Source organism: Microcoleus vaginatus HSN003 (genome assembly GCF_022701255.1).
GTDB lineage: Bacteria > Cyanobacteriota > Cyanobacteriia > Cyanobacteriales > Microcoleaceae > Microcoleus > Microcoleus vaginatus_B.
Window position 1 is genome coordinate 4,269,963 of the sequence record NZ_CP031705.1, and the last position, 16,028, is coordinate 4,285,990.

Genomic DNA, 16,028 nt, shown 5'->3' on the forward strand with positions numbered 1-16,028 from the left:
ATAAAATTTTCATAAATTCCATATAAATGTAGTAGTCAACATCCCACTTAAATAAAAACATCAGGATTTAAAAAAATGGCAATTTTACACGGCAGTTGGCTAGTTGAAAATGAGAAAAGTTGCTTATTTATTTGGGGAGAAACTTGGCGAAAATTTGGGGCTGTTGACGCCCTAGAATCGGGGATAAATCTCCCGCATCCCTTAGCAATGACCGAAGCTGAATTTAAGACTTTCCTAAATTCCTTGCAACAGTCGGGAAAACTGGATTGGAAATTACCGGAAACCGCAGAAACTCCACCGGAAAAAAGCAAAAAAACTCGGCGATCGCCCAAAACTCAAAACGCAGAAATTCCTGCACCCAACTCCTCAATTCAAAGGGAAATTCGGGCGATCGCACTTCCCACCCAAATCTCAGAAGCGAACGCAACTCTGATGCCGCAGCACTCAGCAGCAGCACTTGAGGAACCGGCCCAAAGCGAGGAAATTTACCTTTATCCCTGGCAAGTCGAGGGTTTCTGTCTCAACCCTCAAGCAGCTTTTGTTTTCTTGCAATCACTACCGCTTAACAGCACGGAACCAGACTCTTTTGTCGGCTCAGATTTGCGTTTTTGGTCTCATATTGCTAGGTGGAGTTTGGATTTGTTGGCAAGATGCAAATTTTTGCCTGGATTGGAGAAACAGTCGGACGGTTCTGCTATTGCCAAATGGCAACCGTTGTTAGATAGTTCTACAGATACACTCCGCCTCGCCACTTTTGTCAAGCAAATGCCGACGGCTTGCAGAACATATCAATCGAAGGAAGAAGGAAGTTCGGCAACGGATTCTGTAACGGATGTAACGGATGTAACGGATGTCAGTCCGATGGAAGTCGGAAGAAGGAAGAAGGAAGAAGGAAGAAGGAAGAAGGAAGAAGAATCCAGTCAATTGCCTTTAGCGGTGGATTTGCCGATGGGGGCGGAGGAATTGGTGTTAGGCTTTTTGAGTAGTATTGTAGATAGTCAAGTGCGATCCTCTTCGAGGGCTGCGCTAACGGCTGGTAGCTCTACTTTAGAGATCAAAACAGTTTCTCCTGTGCGCGAGTGGCTGCAAGCTTTGCAGCAGGAATCTGGGATTGTGCAAGTAGAAACAGCAGCATTGGAAAACTTGGCAACCAAGCTGAGTGCTTGGACTGCACCGCTGCAAAACCAATTATCTCAACAAAGTCAATTTCGCACTTGCTTTCAACTCATACCACCAGCGCCCGGTAAAGCCAACTGGAATTTAAATTATTGCTTGCAAGCAGCAGATGAAAACGAATTTTTGGTGGACGCGACAACTGTTTGGAACAACTCTGTCGAGCGTTTGGCTTATGCGGGGCGGACAATAGAATTACCTCAAGAAACTTTGCTCAGCGGCTTGGGTTTAGCCTCGAAACTTTATCCGTTAATTGAACCGAGTTTGCAAGCACAGCGACCTCAATCTTGCCAATTAAATCCGCTGCAAGCTTACGAGTTTATTAAGTCTGTAGCTTGGCGGTTTGCTGATAGCGGGTTGGGCGTAGTTTTGCCGCCGAGTTTGACAAAGAGTGAGGGTTGGGCGAGTCGTTTGGGTTTGAGCATTCAAGCGGAAACTCCGAAAGTGACTCCGGCGAAAGGTGGGTTGGGATTGCAAAGTCTGCTAAATTTTAAGTGGGAATTGACGATCGGCGGACAGCGCATTTCTAAGGCAGAATTTGACAGATTGACTGCGTTGAATTCGCCTTTGGTGGAAATTAACGGCGAGTGGGTGGAATTGCGCGCGCCTGATGTGAAAGCGGCTCAAACTTTTTTTGCCAGTCGCAAAGAGCAAATGACTCTTTCTTTGGAGGATGCTTTGCGTTTGGCGTCGGGCGATACTCAGATGATCGAAAAATTGCCTGTGGTGAATTTTGAGGCTACGGGTCAACTTCAGGAATTGTTGAATACTTTGAGCGATAATCAAGCGGTAAGTGCGATCGCAACTCCGGCTAGTTTCCGAGGACAATTGCGGCCTTATCAAGCGCTAGGAGCAGGCTGGTTAGCATTTTTAGAACGCTGGGGTTTGGGTGCTTGTCTCGCGGACGATATGGGAACTGGTAAATGCGCGTTACCACAAACTTTGCTTTTTGTCAATGGTTTTTTACAAAAAGCTGAAAAAATATGGGAAACTTATGTCGGAAAAACAGAATTCGACGGTGAGGGCTTTTGGTCTGAACCTAACGAGCAATTACTGGTAAATTCCATAAATCAGGAAACAGGCAAAATTGTACAGGCGACTATTCGACGACTTTACCGCCAGCAAGTGCAAGAAAAGTTGCGAACCATCAAACTACAAGATGGTAGCAGCATCACAATTACCCGCCGCCACAAATTGTTAGGACGCGATGGCTGGACAAACGACTTCAAGGTTGGAGATTATGTTTGCGTTCCTGCTAAATTGTATTGGGAAGGAAAACCGGAAGATCCCGATTTGGTCAAGTTTCTGGCTTGGCAGATAGCTGAGGGACATGAGCAGCGCGATCGGGCTGTACTCTCGATCGCACAAAAAGATGCGACAGTTCTGGAAGAGTTACGTGTCGCACTGCACCGGATCGGCGAAAAGTATGGGATAAAAATAAATAATCCTGCAGTTCGTACTCGTGCTCATCAGAGAGCAGCAGACTTGGTTGTATGCAGTCGATCGTACCAAAGCTTTCTTGAGTCTCAAGGCTACGAGTGGGGGAAACTGTCAGCCGAGAAAAGCTTCCCACAATTTATCATGCAAGCCAATCTTGACAGCATACGGATTTTCCTCAAAAACTACTTTGATGCTGAAGGTTCTGTCATTCCTAAAATGCGGACTATCGAAATTAGCACCGCTTCGCCTTTAATCATCCAACAACTTTCTACGTTGCTGCGGCGCTTTGGAATTTGGCTGCGAATCGCCACTAAACAGAAACGCGCCACCAATGGCAGCGGTATTTTTCGCACGTATTACATCGGCACTTTCGGCGGTAACTCAGCGCGCATATTTTTCCAAGAAATTGGTTTTGGCTATCCCGAAAAACAGCGGAAATTAGAGCAAATTTGCGAATCGGCTTGCAACACCAATGTTGAGGGAATTCCTGCTTCCGATCTCGTCGCTCGTGCAGTAGAAATTACAAAATTACCATTGCGCCATTTCGGAATGCACAATCCTGTTTATATTAACGGTTCCCAGCAGTTTTCCCGCATCAGCCTAGGAAAGGTGGTAGCAGGTATGGAAAATGTGCTGGGTGGTTCCGCAGAGCATGAGTACCGCCAGCTAAAGCCTTCTAAATGGACGAATCAGACCCTAGAGGCTTACGCAAATCTCAATGTAGCGCAGCTAGATACTGTCCGAGAAAATTTGCAACTTATACTCGATCGCGAAGTATTTTATTGCAGAATAGAAGAAATTGAGGATTTTGAGTACAGCGGGTGGGTTTATGATTTTGAGGTGGGCAAACATCACAATTTTGTTGCCAATAATATTTTGTGCCACAATACTGTTCAGCTAATTGCTTTTCTCCTGCATTTACAAGAAAAAGATTCCTTGGAAGGGCCGACATTACTGGTTTGTCCGACATCGGTATTGGGCAACTGGGAACGCGAAGTCAAGAAGTTCGGCCCCACGCTGAAAGTATTGCTACACCACGGAGACCAACGCGCTAAAGGCAAAGCATTTGCTGCAGCAATTAAGGGAAAGCATTTAATAATTACCAGTTACGCCCTGGTGTTTCGCGATGCGAAGGAATTTCAAGGCATTAAATGGCAAGGATTGGTTTTGGATGAAGCGCAAAATATTAAAAATTCCGAGGCGAAGCAGTCGCAAGCGGTGCGACAAATCGAGGCATCTTTTAGAATTGCGCTGACAGGAACTCCGGTGGAAAATAGACTGCAAGAATTGTGGTCTATTTTAGAATTTCTGAATCCGGGCTATTTGGGGCCGCGCAATTTCTTTCAGCGCCGATTTGCAATTCCGATCGAGAAATACGGAGATAGGGAATCTTTGCAGACTTTGCGATCGCTCGTTCGGCCTTTCATCCTCCGCCGCCTGAAAACTGACAAAGAAATCATCCAAGATTTGCCCGAAAAACAGGAGATGACTGTATTTTGCGGGCTGGCGACTCAACAGGCGGTATTATATCAGAAAATAGTCGAAGAGTCAATAGCTGAATTAGACTCAGCCGAAGGTATTCAGCGCCGGGGAATGATTCTGGCTTTGCTGGTAAAACTCAAGCAACTTTGCAACCATCCGGCTCTTGTGAAAGCCGAAGCTAAGCCGAAAGAATTGGAGATTAAAAGTCAGGAATCAGGAAAATTGCAGCGGTTACTGGAAATGTTAGAAGAGGTGCTCGCTGAGGGCGATCGGGCTTTAATTTTTACTCAATTTGCCGAATGGGGAAAACTCCTGAAACCGCATCTACAACAGCATTTAGGGCGAGAAGTTTTGTTCTTGTACGGAGGAATTCGGCAACAGCAGCGGGAAGAAATGATCGATCGCTTCCAGCACGACCCCCAAGGCCCGCCGATTATGATTTTATCTTTAAAAGCAGGTGGCACAGGTTTGAACTTAACCAGAGCAACCCACGTTTTCCACTATGACAGATGGTGGAATCCCGCAGTAGAAAATCAGGCAACTGACCGCGTATTTCGCATTGGTCAAACTCGCAACGTGCAAGTCCACAAATTTGTCTGCACGGGTACGCTAGAGGAGAAAATTCACGATATGATCGAAAGCAAGAAAGCTCTAGCCGAACAAGTAGTCAGCGCCGGCGAAAACTGGCTTACCGAACTCGATACAGACCAACTTCGCAATTTACTAATCCTCGATCGCAATGCTATTATAGAAACTGAAGAAGAATAATATAGCATTTCTCAGAAAGAGTATGTGCTATCGGTCATAGGGCATAGGGCATAGGGCATACCTCACTTTCTTGAGAACCACTATATGACCCATTCCCAACACCATGACACGGAAGTAAAGAATACACGGATAGCTGTTTTTTTCTTTCTGAATTCAACATCCCAATTACCAATGCCCGATGCCCAATTCCCGATGCCCAATTCCCAATTCCCAAATAAATGATTGACAGAGAATGGTGGACCCAACAGTGGTTAGATTTAATCAATACCTATCGCTTCAAAAAGCGCTTAGAACGTGGCTGGCAATACGCGCGGGAAGGTAAAGTTCTCAGCATTAAATTTCCCGATCAAGAAGTAATTGCCATAGTTCAAGGAACAGATCCTAAACCCTATCAAGTTTCTTTAGGACTCGATACATTGACTGATGAAGATTGGGATTATGTGATTGAAAATATGTCGCAAAGAGCAGTTTTTTCAGCTAAACTCTTAGCAGGAGAAATGCCGCACAATATTGAAGATGTATTTGCAGCAGCAGGCAAAACGCTATTTCCGTTAAGCTTGTCAGATATTCGATCGCGCTGTAGCTGTCCTGACCCGCAAAACCCTTGCAAACACATCAGTGCAGTATACTACTTATTGGGCGATCGCTTCAGTGAAGACCCCTTCGTACTCTTTCAAATGCGGGGGAGAACCAAAGAGCAAATCTTGACAGCACTCCGTCAAAGACGAGGTACACAAGGAGAGGAAAATTCCCAACTCAACTCCGGCGAAAATTCCCCCACAGCGAATTCTAAATTGCCAAAGGTCGATCGCTTTTGGGAATACAACCAGCAGCTAGAATCATCTTTAGTAGTGATTGTACCGCCGCCCAGCAGCGAAACAGTATTAGATATCTTAGGCCCAATTCCCCTCGCAACCGACGGAAAAGGAACCGCTAGTAAATCCTCGCCCGCATCTGACGCACTCAAGCAGCATTTTAGCAAAATCTACCAAGCAGTTAGCCAGCAAGCAGTTTTAGCAGCACTGAAACGGGGCGAAGGAGATTAAGATAATTTACTCCCAGAGATGATACTAGGGAATATGGCTGATAACAAATCAGGCTTTCATACCCCTTTCATTCTTTAGTCTCTCTCTGCTGGAACGAGAGTTTTGGAGTTTAGACTAAGCACAAATTGACTCAGCTAACGCTGAGTGAAATTCTAGTGAATTTAGAAAGAGTTTTCTAAGGTTAAATTACGAATTTGGGAGAGTTTTGGAACCGACCTTTACCCTTTTTGACCACGGGATAGCGACATCTTTGAGCGCGCAGTTTACCGGATGACCATCCAGCCGATTTTCCTCGGGATTTGGGAGCAACAGCCGGACTCCCAATCCTAATTAAAAGTGGAAGCATTGATTGTGCAACCCTTCCAGGTGTCAATTCAGGGAGAGGCTTTTGCCAGGGTAGACGAATTTCCCTGACTAAATCTTGAGCTAACCATAATTGCCAAGTTAGCAATGGCATCAAATCACTCCATCGTTCACATTGTTCTGGAGTGCTTAGCTTCGGAATTGTCCAATGCAATGTTTGTTTCGCTAAGCGATACCAGTGTTCGATGGCAAAACGACGTAGATATAGTTGCCAAATTTCTGTAAGAGGTGGCATTTGAACACCAACCCAAACTAACCACAAAGGTTGAGTTTTTAATTGACCCGTTACAGTGTCTAAGCGTTCTACTAAAATCAGAGTCATCGGATGTTTGGGACTACCTCGGAAATGTAAGTTATCCCATGTTCTCAACCTGATTCGTCCGAGTTTCGGCTCAAGGGATTCCAGGGTTTGTTCTGGTTCCCACCAGCTTGAGGAGTCGTTAAGCTTAAACTGGTTTCCATGAATTTTTGACCGTCCTCTACCACTATAGGCTGGGGGTGTTGACCATAAGCAACGATTGGAGCGAATACGCATTAGTTTATCAGCGGCGATCGCAGCAGTAGCTTTAACCAGAGGGGCGCACCCATACTCACTATCAAATAGGGCGATGGGTCTATTCTGAAGATATTCACAGACTTGTGCCAATTGTTCAGCGCCTTTACCGATTGGGTTGTCCCAACTGGTAATACGTTCGTGTCTTAATGGCAGCGCCCAACTCCCGCTAATCGTTGGTATCAGTGCGATCGTACTATATCCTTGACCGATACCAACAGGTATGCCGTGAGGTAAGGCTGTGGGTTGATGTTCATAGGTCCGTTCTTTGAGAGTAGGTGCATGGGGTCTCAACCATGCTGTATGATCGATCGCTAATACTGGACGTTCCACTTGTGACATCTGTTGGATATATAGTTGCATCAATTGGTCTCGGTCTGGTCTACAATCTTGCAGCGCTTCGTAGACGCTTGACCACTCACGCCGAAATAAGGGATTGAGGGCTAAATCTCCTAAACATGAGACGTGGCGAGTCGTCATTATCGCGTCTGCTAGTTCAAAGGTGGCGTCTTTGGCATTGCCGAGACATTCATAAGCTTGTTGACGAAATTCCCGTAATTGTTCAAACTTCATGGCAGGTAGATTTGAGATTTTTAGCTGAATTCTCAATCTTCTACCCTTACGCTGTCTGTTGAAACTATCGCAGACAGTTTTTTTTTGAGGTTGTCAGCCGAAGAGAACGTCAACGGTCGTCGGCATCTATGCTAGTGGTTGAGCCTCATAGCTCTTCACCAGCGACCATTGCCGTTCTTAAGTTGAAATCTAACCGTGCTTTAAGAGGTGCTTAGTCTAAACTCCAGGAGAGTTTGTTTAGAATAGATTTCAACCGAGGATTCTTACTTTTTACAATTTCCGTTTACACTTCCCGCAAATTAGTCATAATCTCTATCAATTCCTGGGGGCGTTTAATCAAAAAATCGGGATTGTGTGCCGCCAAAGCCTCCTGAGAATTAAAACCCCAAGCTACAGCCATTACCTTAATTCCTGTTTTTCTAGCAGCTTCTATATCTCTAATCTCATCTCCCACATAAACAACTTCTTTAGCATTTATATTTTCTCTTTTTAGCCATTTATTAATAACTTTATGTTTGCCAAAAGTTGACCCAGAGTAAATAAATGTGAAAGTGTCTTGCAAACCATTTCTTTCCAGCGAGGCCAAGACGTTCTCTCGGGAATTAGAGGTGATAATGCCGAGTTGAAATCCCAGTTTTTTTAACTCCAGTAAAACTTCTTTAATTCCCGGAAATAATTGAATGTTGGGAATTTCGCTGCGTAACTCTGCTTTCAACATTCTAATTAACAGCGGGAATTTGAAGATAGAAATGCCAGAATACTGAAGGAGTTGCCAAGAAGTTAAATTGCTCAGTTGAGCGATTTGCTCTTTGGTCGCAGACTTAAAGCCTAATTCTACTGACAAACGGTTGGTGATGCTCAGGAGAATATCGATTGTATCTGCTAAAGTACCGTCAAAATCAAAAATAATTACTTGGGTCATTGGACAATAGCAAATAAGGAACGGGGGATCATACAATTTTAGATTTTAGATTTTAGATTTTAGATTTTAGATGGGGAATGACTTACTGCATAATGTATTGAATCTTGGCGAGCCGTACATACCCTAGAGTTATTATCTATAGGGTAAGATGCCGCCTCAGCACCCTGAGCGCGAACATCTCACCTTTTAAGGGTTAATTTGATTTGCTTTCGCATTTCGCCGCAGCATTTCGGGTTTAATGCGCCGCAGCGCCGAAGCGGTAAATCTGCGGTTCCATTCCTCGTCGGAAATGTCGGCTAATTCTGCAAGTGTCGGTGCTATATTTTCAGGATAAGGCTCAAACTCTGCCACATCAGTTGGTTTTGCAAATCGCTGATTCCAAGGACAAACATCCTGACAAATGTCGCAACCTGCTACCCAACCTTGTAAATTAGATGCAATTTCGTCGGGCAATTTTTCGGCTCGATTCTCGATCGTGTGATAGGCTATACATCGATCGGCATTCACCACAAAAGGCTCAGTAATTGCTCCCGTCGGACACGCCTCAATGCAGCGAGTACAAGTACCGCAATGTTCTGTATGAGACTCATCCGACGCTAACTCCAAATTAGTCAAGATTTCGCCCAAAAACACCCAAGAACCGTATTCGCGCGAAATTACATTACCATTTTTAGCAATCCAACCAATCCCGGCACGCTGCGCCCACATTTTATCTTGAACTGGCCCGGTATCAGCATAATACCGCGCTTCAATTCCCTCGCCTTGCGATTGCAGCCAATTTGCCAAAATTTTCAGTTTTTTGTGCAAAATTTTGTGGTAATCCCGCCCCCAACCGTAGCGAGAAATTTTAGCATATTCGACCGCTGCATCGTCCCCCCCCTGCGACAGGGGATTTTCGGGGCGTTGGTGGGGCGTGTAGTAGTTGATGGCGACACATATTAATGACTGCACATCTGGCATGAGCGATCGAATATCCTGCCGTTTCGGGTTTGCCATCCAGGCCATATCCGCCTGATAACCCTTGTCCAGCCAAGCCTGCAATCTTTGTTTTTCTAAATCAAAATCCGCGTCTTTTGAGGCTATCCCGACTTTGTGAAATCCCAACTCAAGGGCTTTTTGCTTCACCAAAATGCTGCTAATTGGCGCTTTCATTTGATACCCGGTAAATATTTACCTTTTGTATTGACTCTTTTGATTTTATATGATATGTAAAGCAATTTTTAACGATCGGCTTCCGAAATAAACTAATTCGCCAGACGGTCTAGTGACAGCGATCGCATTTGACCAAATTATTGATTATAGTTTTGTAACTCAGATATATGTAATTTATATTTGCAAAAATTAACAAACCGTTACATAATGTTAATCAAGGGAGCTTGAGGTTTCCTAACTCAACTACCTCACAAAAACCACAAATCCCACAGCATACACATGGCAGTTAGCATTCAATCCGCTCAATCTATCTTCTCAAACACCGAGATTGCTAGCGTTGTTCCGGCTACCACCGAAGCCTTCTACAAACTCAGCGTTGAAGACCAACTAGCCTTGCTCTGGTATGCCTACACCGAAATGGGCGTTTCCATCACCGCAGCAGCTCCGGGAGTAGCCAGCATGGCACTTGTCGAAGGCATCCTCAGCGAAATTAAGCAGATGTCGCCGGAGGCTCAAAGCAAAACCATGTTTGACCTCGCCAGCAACGCCGACACCACGATAGGCCGGATTTACACTTCATTGCGCGTCAACACCAAACTCGGTTTCTGGTACGAGTTGGGACAGTTGATGAAACAGGGCCTTGTCGCTCCGATCCCCGCTGGCTATCAAATGTCTTCCGAAGCCACCCAAGTCCTTGAAACCATCAAGAAACTAGATCCAGGCCAGCAAATTACCGTACTTCGGAATACCGTAGTTAACATGGGCTATGACCCTGCTTTTAACCAAGAGTACAGCAAACGCTCTGCCCCCCGCAGCACTCCCACCGCTCCAGAAGAGCGGGTGAAAAGCACAATTGAGGGTATTAGCGAGCAGACTGTGCTCAGCTACATCGACTACATGAACGCCTTCGACTTCACCCCAGCCGTCGGTTTATTTGCTGAAGAAGGTGCCCTGCAACCGCCTTTCCAAAAGCCGATCGTTGGTCGCGAAGCTATCCTCAACTATATGCGGGAAGAGTGCATCGGACTGAAAATGATGCCGCAGCAAGGCGTATCGGAACCCGCAGAAGATGGCTACCGCCAAGTGAAAGTCACCGGCAAAGTCGAAACTCCCTGGTTCGGATCGAATGTGGGAATGAACATCGCGTGGCGGTTTTTGCTCGATCCCCAAGGTCAAATTTTCTTTGTGGCGATCGACTTGTTGGCATCTCCTAAGGAATTGCTCAATTTGATCCGCAAATAGAATATTCTGGTTCGGTCAGTCAAACAGACTTGCCCAGAAACCCAGATGCCTTTCGGTGTCTGGGTTTATATCATTTTAGATTTTAGATTTTAAATTTTAGATTCAAGAATTGAAGGATGGAAAATGACGGATGGTATCAGGGTTTACAGCTTGGCTACACTTGTATGTTTTGAAAGTAGGATTGATTCGGGTCGATCGCTCTGAAAGATAGATGCGCTCGATGCTCTCCGGTTCGCGGTTCCTCCTTTTTTCGGAGAATTATTTTCCTACCCCTACTTATATCTTTTGAGGGATTTGCTGCGACAAAGAGAATGATTACAGTATACTCATTCATTTGAAATCACTTCTTTTATGACCGCCACAACTCAACCTATTTTAACTAACTCTATAAAGACTGCAGGCATCACAATTCCAGCCGTACTGCAATATTTTGAAACTTTAAACGCGGGAGATTTTGAAGCGACGGCTAATTTGTTTGCCGATGACGGGGTTCTGCACGCGCCGTTTGAAGAGCCAATTATCGGCAGTATTTCGATCGCCACTTATCTCAAAAAAGAAGCGCGAGGAATGCAGCTAGAACCACAGGAATGTGTCAGCCAAATTTTAGAAGATGACCAAGTAGAAGTCCAGGTCAGCGGTCGGGTGCAAACTTCCGCATTTGGTGTTAATGTCGGATGGCTGTTCTTGCTCAATTCGGAGCAACAAATCCTTTCTGTCACGGTCAAACTGTTAGCTTCTCCCCAAGAATTGCTAAATCTGCGGTCGCAGAAGAAATTGGATGTTTGATAATCTGTTTCAGATTTAAATTGCCTATTTGGGTTTGACCGAAAGCATCCAGGATACAAGCCCCCCAATTTATCCGTGGGGTCAATGCTTCAATCTAAAATCTAAAATCTAAAATCGATTGACCTGTCGATCGCACGTAATAGCTAAAGTCGTGCGATCGACAGGTTAAGCGGCTTTTTCTGGCAAGAATGAGGCAGAAACCGAGTGTTTATCCAAATTTTTGGTAAAGTGCCACTCACGGTATAAAAATCCCGTTGCTTAGGTATTTGGGCGATCGGGACTCTACCCCTACAATCTTACAGTCTGGCGTTGTGCGGACAATATTGCACGACAAAGTGGCTGTCACCGCAGCGTGCGACAGACAGCCAAAGCGAGTCAAAAAGTGCATTGTCAATCACTAATCACTTATGACTAATGACTAACGACTAATTAAGATTTTTCCGGCAAACTCGCTTCCAACTTTAGACAGTTGCGACCGTCTATTTGCAAGGTGTAGTCCACCCGATCCATAAGTCTACTCATAATCAGCCAGCCGTAGCCGCTTTCTTGTTTAGCTTCCGGCCTCGGGGGATTGTAAGTATCCATTTCGTAACCTTTACCGTAATCCCAAATTTCTAAACCAATATCCCTATTTTTTAAATTCAAACGAATTAACACGGGCAAATTGGGTTGATCTTTGTGAGCATGGCGGATCACGTTAGAATAGGCTTCTGCTAACACCAAGCGCAAACGATTCGACTGACGCGGCCAATCGACGTGCTCTCCTAGCTCTACTTCCAAACTGCTCAGCAACCAATTTTCAACAATTGTTAAAAACCGCAAGTCGCTTGGCACATGAAGCTCAGTATTCATAAAAAAATCCCGTAAGTTTGAAAACCCTGTGTCTTCACACCAGGTATGAAACACGACGCGCCGAATTGATTCGGCCTCAATACTTGTCGCTACTGGGGGAATACTAGCCTTTTCTGTTTAAAAATCAGGCTTTCGTCATTCGGTAGAAGGCAGAAGGTAAGAGTATAGTTGAAAACTTTAGTTATGGGTCTAAAGCCCATTAACAATTGATAATTATACCGAGACTGCAAGCAGCGAGGTATAAAAAATCTGTGTTTCAATCCCTGGCTTTTAAGCGTTGGTTTTTTCTCACGAAGGCCTTCTACGTTAACCTTTTACAGGCGTTTAATCCCCCAGGAAAGCGATTCAGGAAACTAGCAGCGTGATAGCGCGCTAGGTTTTTTTACTGTTGTTTTTGACTGTTGACGATCGCGCCGTCCTTTGCAGGACTACTCTATGGGCCGTCAACAAGCAGAGCTTAAGTTTTTTCGGTCTCACCCCCGACTACGTGTCGGGAGTCGCTGACAGATTCAAAGAACCTCCAGAGAGAGTATGGTTTGGTCGTCTTCCTGAACGGGATTGTCAGCTCGGATGTGAGCCAACAAATTGTCCAAGTTGAAAGAACCAGGTTCCTGAATCAAAAGTTGCCAAAGCCCTTCTTGTTGTAGCATAGAACGGGTTGGTAGACCCCCTGCGACCGCTTCAGTAGTCACGCTAGCTTCAGTAATCCCGTCACTTGTCAGCAGAAATACATCTCCTGACTTTAATTCGATCGTACCTGCTTTGCCTCTCCAAACTGGTAGTATCCCCAAGGGAATGCCACGAGCTTTCAGGAAATTCGGCTCGACTGGCGTTTGACCGCTAGCGGCTTGAGCTTTCACCTCCGAGTGAGACCAAACAATCGGGTAAATGTGACCGGCATTAGCAAAAGCGAGGTGTCCCGTTGACGGAGTGTAACGAGCTACAACCATTGTAATAAAATGGTTGTTGCCGATCAGGTCGTCAGACATAGTGCTATTCATGTTCTGCATAACTTGATCGGGCTCTGGAGAAACTTCTTGGGAAAGTTCCCGCCGCATCACCGAAATCGCGCTGGCCATAAATAGAGCAGCCGGAACTCCCTTACCCGAAACATCTCCCACCGCTATCCAAATATCCCCCTGAGAGTGGACGTAGACTTCAAAAAAGTCGCCGCCAACTTCCCGCGCGGGATAACAGCAAGCTTGCACCCTGACTGTTTCAAAATCCGGCCAACTTTGGCGCAACAAGTTTGTTTGGATTTGGCGAGCCACTTCCAACTCGTTTTGCATCTGCTTGGCTAAATCCAGAGTGCGCTGGTAGAGCTTAGCTTGAGACAGGGCCAGAGCAGCTTGAGCTGCTACACCTTCTATTAACTCTATATCTTCTGCCGACCAAGGGTTAGCGCCGCCAATCTGGCACAAAGCCAGTACCGCCAGCAATTCTTGCTGGTAAGTCAGGGGCACGGCAATCTCAACCGAGTTACCATCCCCCCCACTGTTTGGGTTCACTTGAGTTTGGCGGCTGGCTACGGCTTGAACCAGCAAATTTTCATCAAAAGAAAAGCTACTGGCTTCAGAGGTTTGGGCTTGGTAGGGGAAGGTACTCGGCAATAGTCGATCGGTCTCTACCGGCCGCAGCATACAATAGTTGGCCTCAAAAGTTTGACCTACGGTTTGAACAATAGTTTGTACCATACTAGAGTAATCTAGCGACCCGCGAATCACGCTCATTACCTCATTGAACAGAGATTCCTTGCGTAAAGCGCGGCGCAATGCAACGCTGCGCTGCTTGTAGTATTTGTAAGTGTCTGAGGCTTGATTGATCACCAATTTGAGTTCTTCTGGATTCCACGGTTTGGTGATGTATTTGAAAACTTGACCTGAGTTGATGGCCTCAACCAAATCTTCAACATCTGTGTATCCCGTTAGCAGAATCCGAATCGTATCGGGAAATCGCTCGACTGTTTTCCCCAAAAACTCGGTGCCATTCATTTCTGGCATCCGCTGGTCAGATATAATCACAGCCATCTCGCCCTGTTCGTCTAGAACTTCCAGGGCGCTGAGGGCGCTATCTGCTTTGTAAACCTGAAAGTCGCGTCGAAACGTCCGGTACAATAAATCCAAGTTGTCGGGTTCGTCATCGACTACCATCAGTTTCAGCTTGCTTCCATCTCCCCGACTCATCTTTCTTCCCCCTTGAAAACCCCCACCATAGCTGTAATCAGCAAGGTGGCGGGAGGAAAAGGGGGGCTGGATATATGCAACATATCAGTTACGTCAAGTTGAGTTAAAGAAACCCGTTTTACCTCAAGGTGAGCATTCCTTTCGCACCATCTGTTCGCACAACAGATGAGAGGCTTTCGATACTGTAACCCGCCTCGGTAGGCCGCTTCAATAGGGAAAATTCCCGAGTCAGCTTTCACGCTGTGATACTAGCAATGACCTTGTTAGCAGTCGGTACTTTTCTAAACACACCAGCATTCAACACGGCTAATTAATGGTCTGATTGCAGAGTTCTTAACGAGCTGGGCACTGTCGTGGGTGTGAATTTTAACACTTACTACTAAGGCAGGTATTGCTACCTAAGTCTGGTCAACACCGACTGTATTTCAAGCCGCACTGTACCCGGAGGGTTAGTGGTGGGTTGTTGGCGCTATTCCCTACATCTTTGCCGAATCGCACTTGATTGCTGCATTCAAGTCCCCCTAATCTCTGAACTGTTTGCAGCAAGCATATTACTACGACTGCCGAATCAAGTTAATCTTTCTGCCAGTCTGAGCTTAGCAGAACGAGAGCGAGGATTTCTAGCTACTTCTTCGGATTGTGGCCCGATCGGCTTTTTTGTAAGTACCTGCAAACTGGGTGTTCCTCTGAGTTGGTGCTTGACTGGTCGGTCTTCCAGACTGTGAAATGTAATGATTCCGATTCTCCCACCTGGTTTTAACCACCTCGGCGCCCGGTGGAGGAAAGCTTCTAAAGAAGCGAGTTCGGAGTTGACAGCTATCCTTAAAGCTTGGAAAGTACGGGTGGCTGGATGGATTCTGCCGTTGCGCTGCTTGGGGGGAAGCTGGAGGCGATCGCCCCTGCAAGTTCTGTTGTAGTTTGAAAAGGACGCCCTTGCACAATCCGCCTTGCGATGCGCCGCGACAGTCGCTCCTCGCCGTACTTGTAAATAATATCTGCTAGTTTAACTTCTTCCCAGTGGTTGATAATCTCTTCTGCCGTCAAAGATTGCTGCTGGTTCATACGCATATCTAGTTGAGCTGGGTGGCGAAAACTAAATCCTCGTTCCGGTGTATCGAACTGAGCAGAGCTGACGCCCAAGTCTGCTATGATACCATCAAATTCGGCTTCTGAGGACTGATATTCAGCAAAGTTGCCGTGCCAAAACTCAACGGGCGAGTTGGCAAATCGGGCTTGGCAAAAACGGATGGCTTGTTCATCGCGGTCGATCGCCACCACTGTAACATCTGGCGCCGCCGCTAAAATCAAACTCGTGTGTCCGCCGCCCCCAAGCGTCGCGTCCAAATAGTGCCCGCCTGGACGCACAGCCAAACCCGCAATTAATTCTTGACCCAAAACTGGAACGTGATAGGTGTCAATACTGACATCTGATCCAGGGGTATCCTTCTCACAGAGCTCGATATCCTTCATAATCTATAACAGCGAAACAAAAA

General features: G+C 45.9%; 9 protein-coding genes and 1 pseudogene. 4 read left to right on the top strand and 6 right to left on the bottom strand.

Annotation, left to right across the window (positions count from 1 at the left end; genetic code table 11):
* Positions 1–75 precede the first annotated feature (75 nt).
* Together D0A37_RS18515 and D0A37_RS18520 are read left to right on the top strand one after the other, a co-directional pair.
* Positions 76–4,863 carry a sll1366 family intein-prone helicase gene (locus tag D0A37_RS18515; RefSeq protein ID WP_242716535.1) on the top strand — a complete coding sequence of 1,596 codons (4,788 nt, stop codon included), beginning with the start codon at positions 76–78 and terminating at the stop codon, positions 4,861–4,863.
* A 218-nt stretch (positions 4,864–5,081) separates the two neighbouring features.
* Positions 5,082–5,909: an SWIM zinc finger family protein gene (locus D0A37_RS18520; protein ID WP_242716537.1), complete on the top strand. Its 828-nt coding sequence runs from the start codon at positions 5,082–5,084 to the stop codon at positions 5,907–5,909.
* A gap of 181 nt (positions 5,910–6,090) precedes the next feature.
* On the opposite strand, the gene D0A37_RS18525 is transcribed toward D0A37_RS18520, so the two are convergent.
* The 3 genes from D0A37_RS18525 to queG all read right to left on the bottom strand — a co-directional run bounded on the left by D0A37_RS18525 (position 6,091) and on the right by queG (position 9,472).
* Entirely contained in the window at positions 6,091–7,398 is a 1,308-nt protein-coding gene (locus tag D0A37_RS18525; protein WP_242716539.1) for an NF041680 family putative transposase, read from the bottom strand.
* A 283-nt stretch (positions 7,399–7,681) separates the two neighbouring features.
* Positions 7,682–8,320, bottom strand: coding sequence for an HAD-IA family hydrolase (locus D0A37_RS18530; RefSeq protein ID WP_242716540.1), 639 nt, complete (start codon positions 8,318–8,320; stop codon positions 7,682–7,684).
* 186 nt (positions 8,321–8,506) lie between these two features.
* Positions 8,507–9,472, bottom strand: a complete 966-nt coding sequence (gene queG / locus D0A37_RS18535) for a tRNA epoxyqueuosine(34) reductase QueG (protein ID WP_242716541.1) — start codon at positions 9,470–9,472, stop codon at positions 8,507–8,509.
* Between the two features lie 279 nt (positions 9,473–9,751).
* Between queG and D0A37_RS18540 the strand changes: the two genes are divergently transcribed.
* Complete coding sequence (locus D0A37_RS18540) at positions 9,752–10,714, top strand: orange carotenoid protein N-terminal domain-containing protein (protein WP_242716542.1); 963 nt, start codon at positions 9,752–9,754, stop codon at positions 10,712–10,714.
* Positions 10,715–11,065: 351 nt separating this feature from the next.
* Positions 11,066–11,500, top strand: coding sequence for a nuclear transport factor 2 family protein (locus D0A37_RS18545; protein WP_242716543.1), 435 nt, complete (start codon positions 11,066–11,068; stop codon positions 11,498–11,500).
* A 429-nt stretch (positions 11,501–11,929) separates the two neighbouring features.
* Here D0A37_RS18545 and D0A37_RS18550 read toward each other — a convergent pair whose 3' ends face one another.
* The 3 genes and pseudogenes from D0A37_RS18550 to rsmH all read right to left on the bottom strand — a co-directional run bounded on the left by D0A37_RS18550 (position 11,930) and on the right by rsmH (position 16,005).
* On the bottom strand, positions 11,930–12,352 hold the full coding sequence (locus D0A37_RS18550) for an ATP-binding protein (protein WP_006633914.1): 423 nt from the start codon (positions 12,350–12,352) through the stop codon (positions 11,930–11,932).
* A 509-nt stretch (positions 12,353–12,861) separates the two neighbouring features.
* The gene (locus tag D0A37_RS18555) at positions 12,862–14,535 is read right to left on the bottom strand and encodes a SpoIIE family protein phosphatase (RefSeq protein ID WP_242716544.1); all 1,674 of its coding nucleotides are present in this window, start codon (positions 14,533–14,535) and stop codon (positions 12,862–12,864) included.
* A 568-nt stretch (positions 14,536–15,103) separates the two neighbouring features.
* Positions 15,104–16,005, bottom strand: a pseudogene (gene rsmH / locus D0A37_RS18560) (16S rRNA (cytosine(1402)-N(4))-methyltransferase RsmH).
* Positions 16,006–16,028: the final 23 nt, after the last annotated feature.

Excerpts from the sequence above, each read along its gene's own strand:
- D0A37_RS18540 (WP_242716542.1), top strand. The coding sequence starts at position 9,752 with ATGGCAGTTAGCATTCAATCCGCTCAATCTATCTTCTCAAACACCGAG.
- D0A37_RS18530 (WP_242716540.1), bottom strand. The coding sequence starts at position 8,320 with ATGACCCAAGTAATTATTTTTGATTTTGACGGTACTTTAGCAGATACA.
- queG (WP_242716541.1), bottom strand. The coding sequence starts at position 9,472 with ATGAAAGCGCCAATTAGCAGCATTTTGGTGAAGCAAAAAGCCCTTGAG.
- D0A37_RS18515 (WP_242716535.1), top strand. The coding sequence starts at position 76 with ATGGCAATTTTACACGGCAGTTGGCTAGTTGAAAATGAGAAAAGTTGC.
- D0A37_RS18555 (WP_242716544.1), bottom strand. The coding sequence starts at position 14,535 with ATGAGTCGGGGAGATGGAAGCAAGCTGAAACTGATGGTAGTCGATGAC.
- D0A37_RS18520 (WP_242716537.1), top strand. The coding sequence starts at position 5,082 with ATGATTGACAGAGAATGGTGGACCCAACAGTGGTTAGATTTAATCAAT.
- D0A37_RS18550 (WP_006633914.1), bottom strand. The coding sequence starts at position 12,352 with ATGAATACTGAGCTTCATGTGCCAAGCGACTTGCGGTTTTTAACAATT.
- D0A37_RS18545 (WP_242716543.1), top strand. The coding sequence starts at position 11,066 with ATGACCGCCACAACTCAACCTATTTTAACTAACTCTATAAAGACTGCA.
- D0A37_RS18525 (WP_242716539.1), bottom strand. The coding sequence starts at position 7,398 with ATGAAGTTTGAACAATTACGGGAATTTCGTCAACAAGCTTATGAATGT.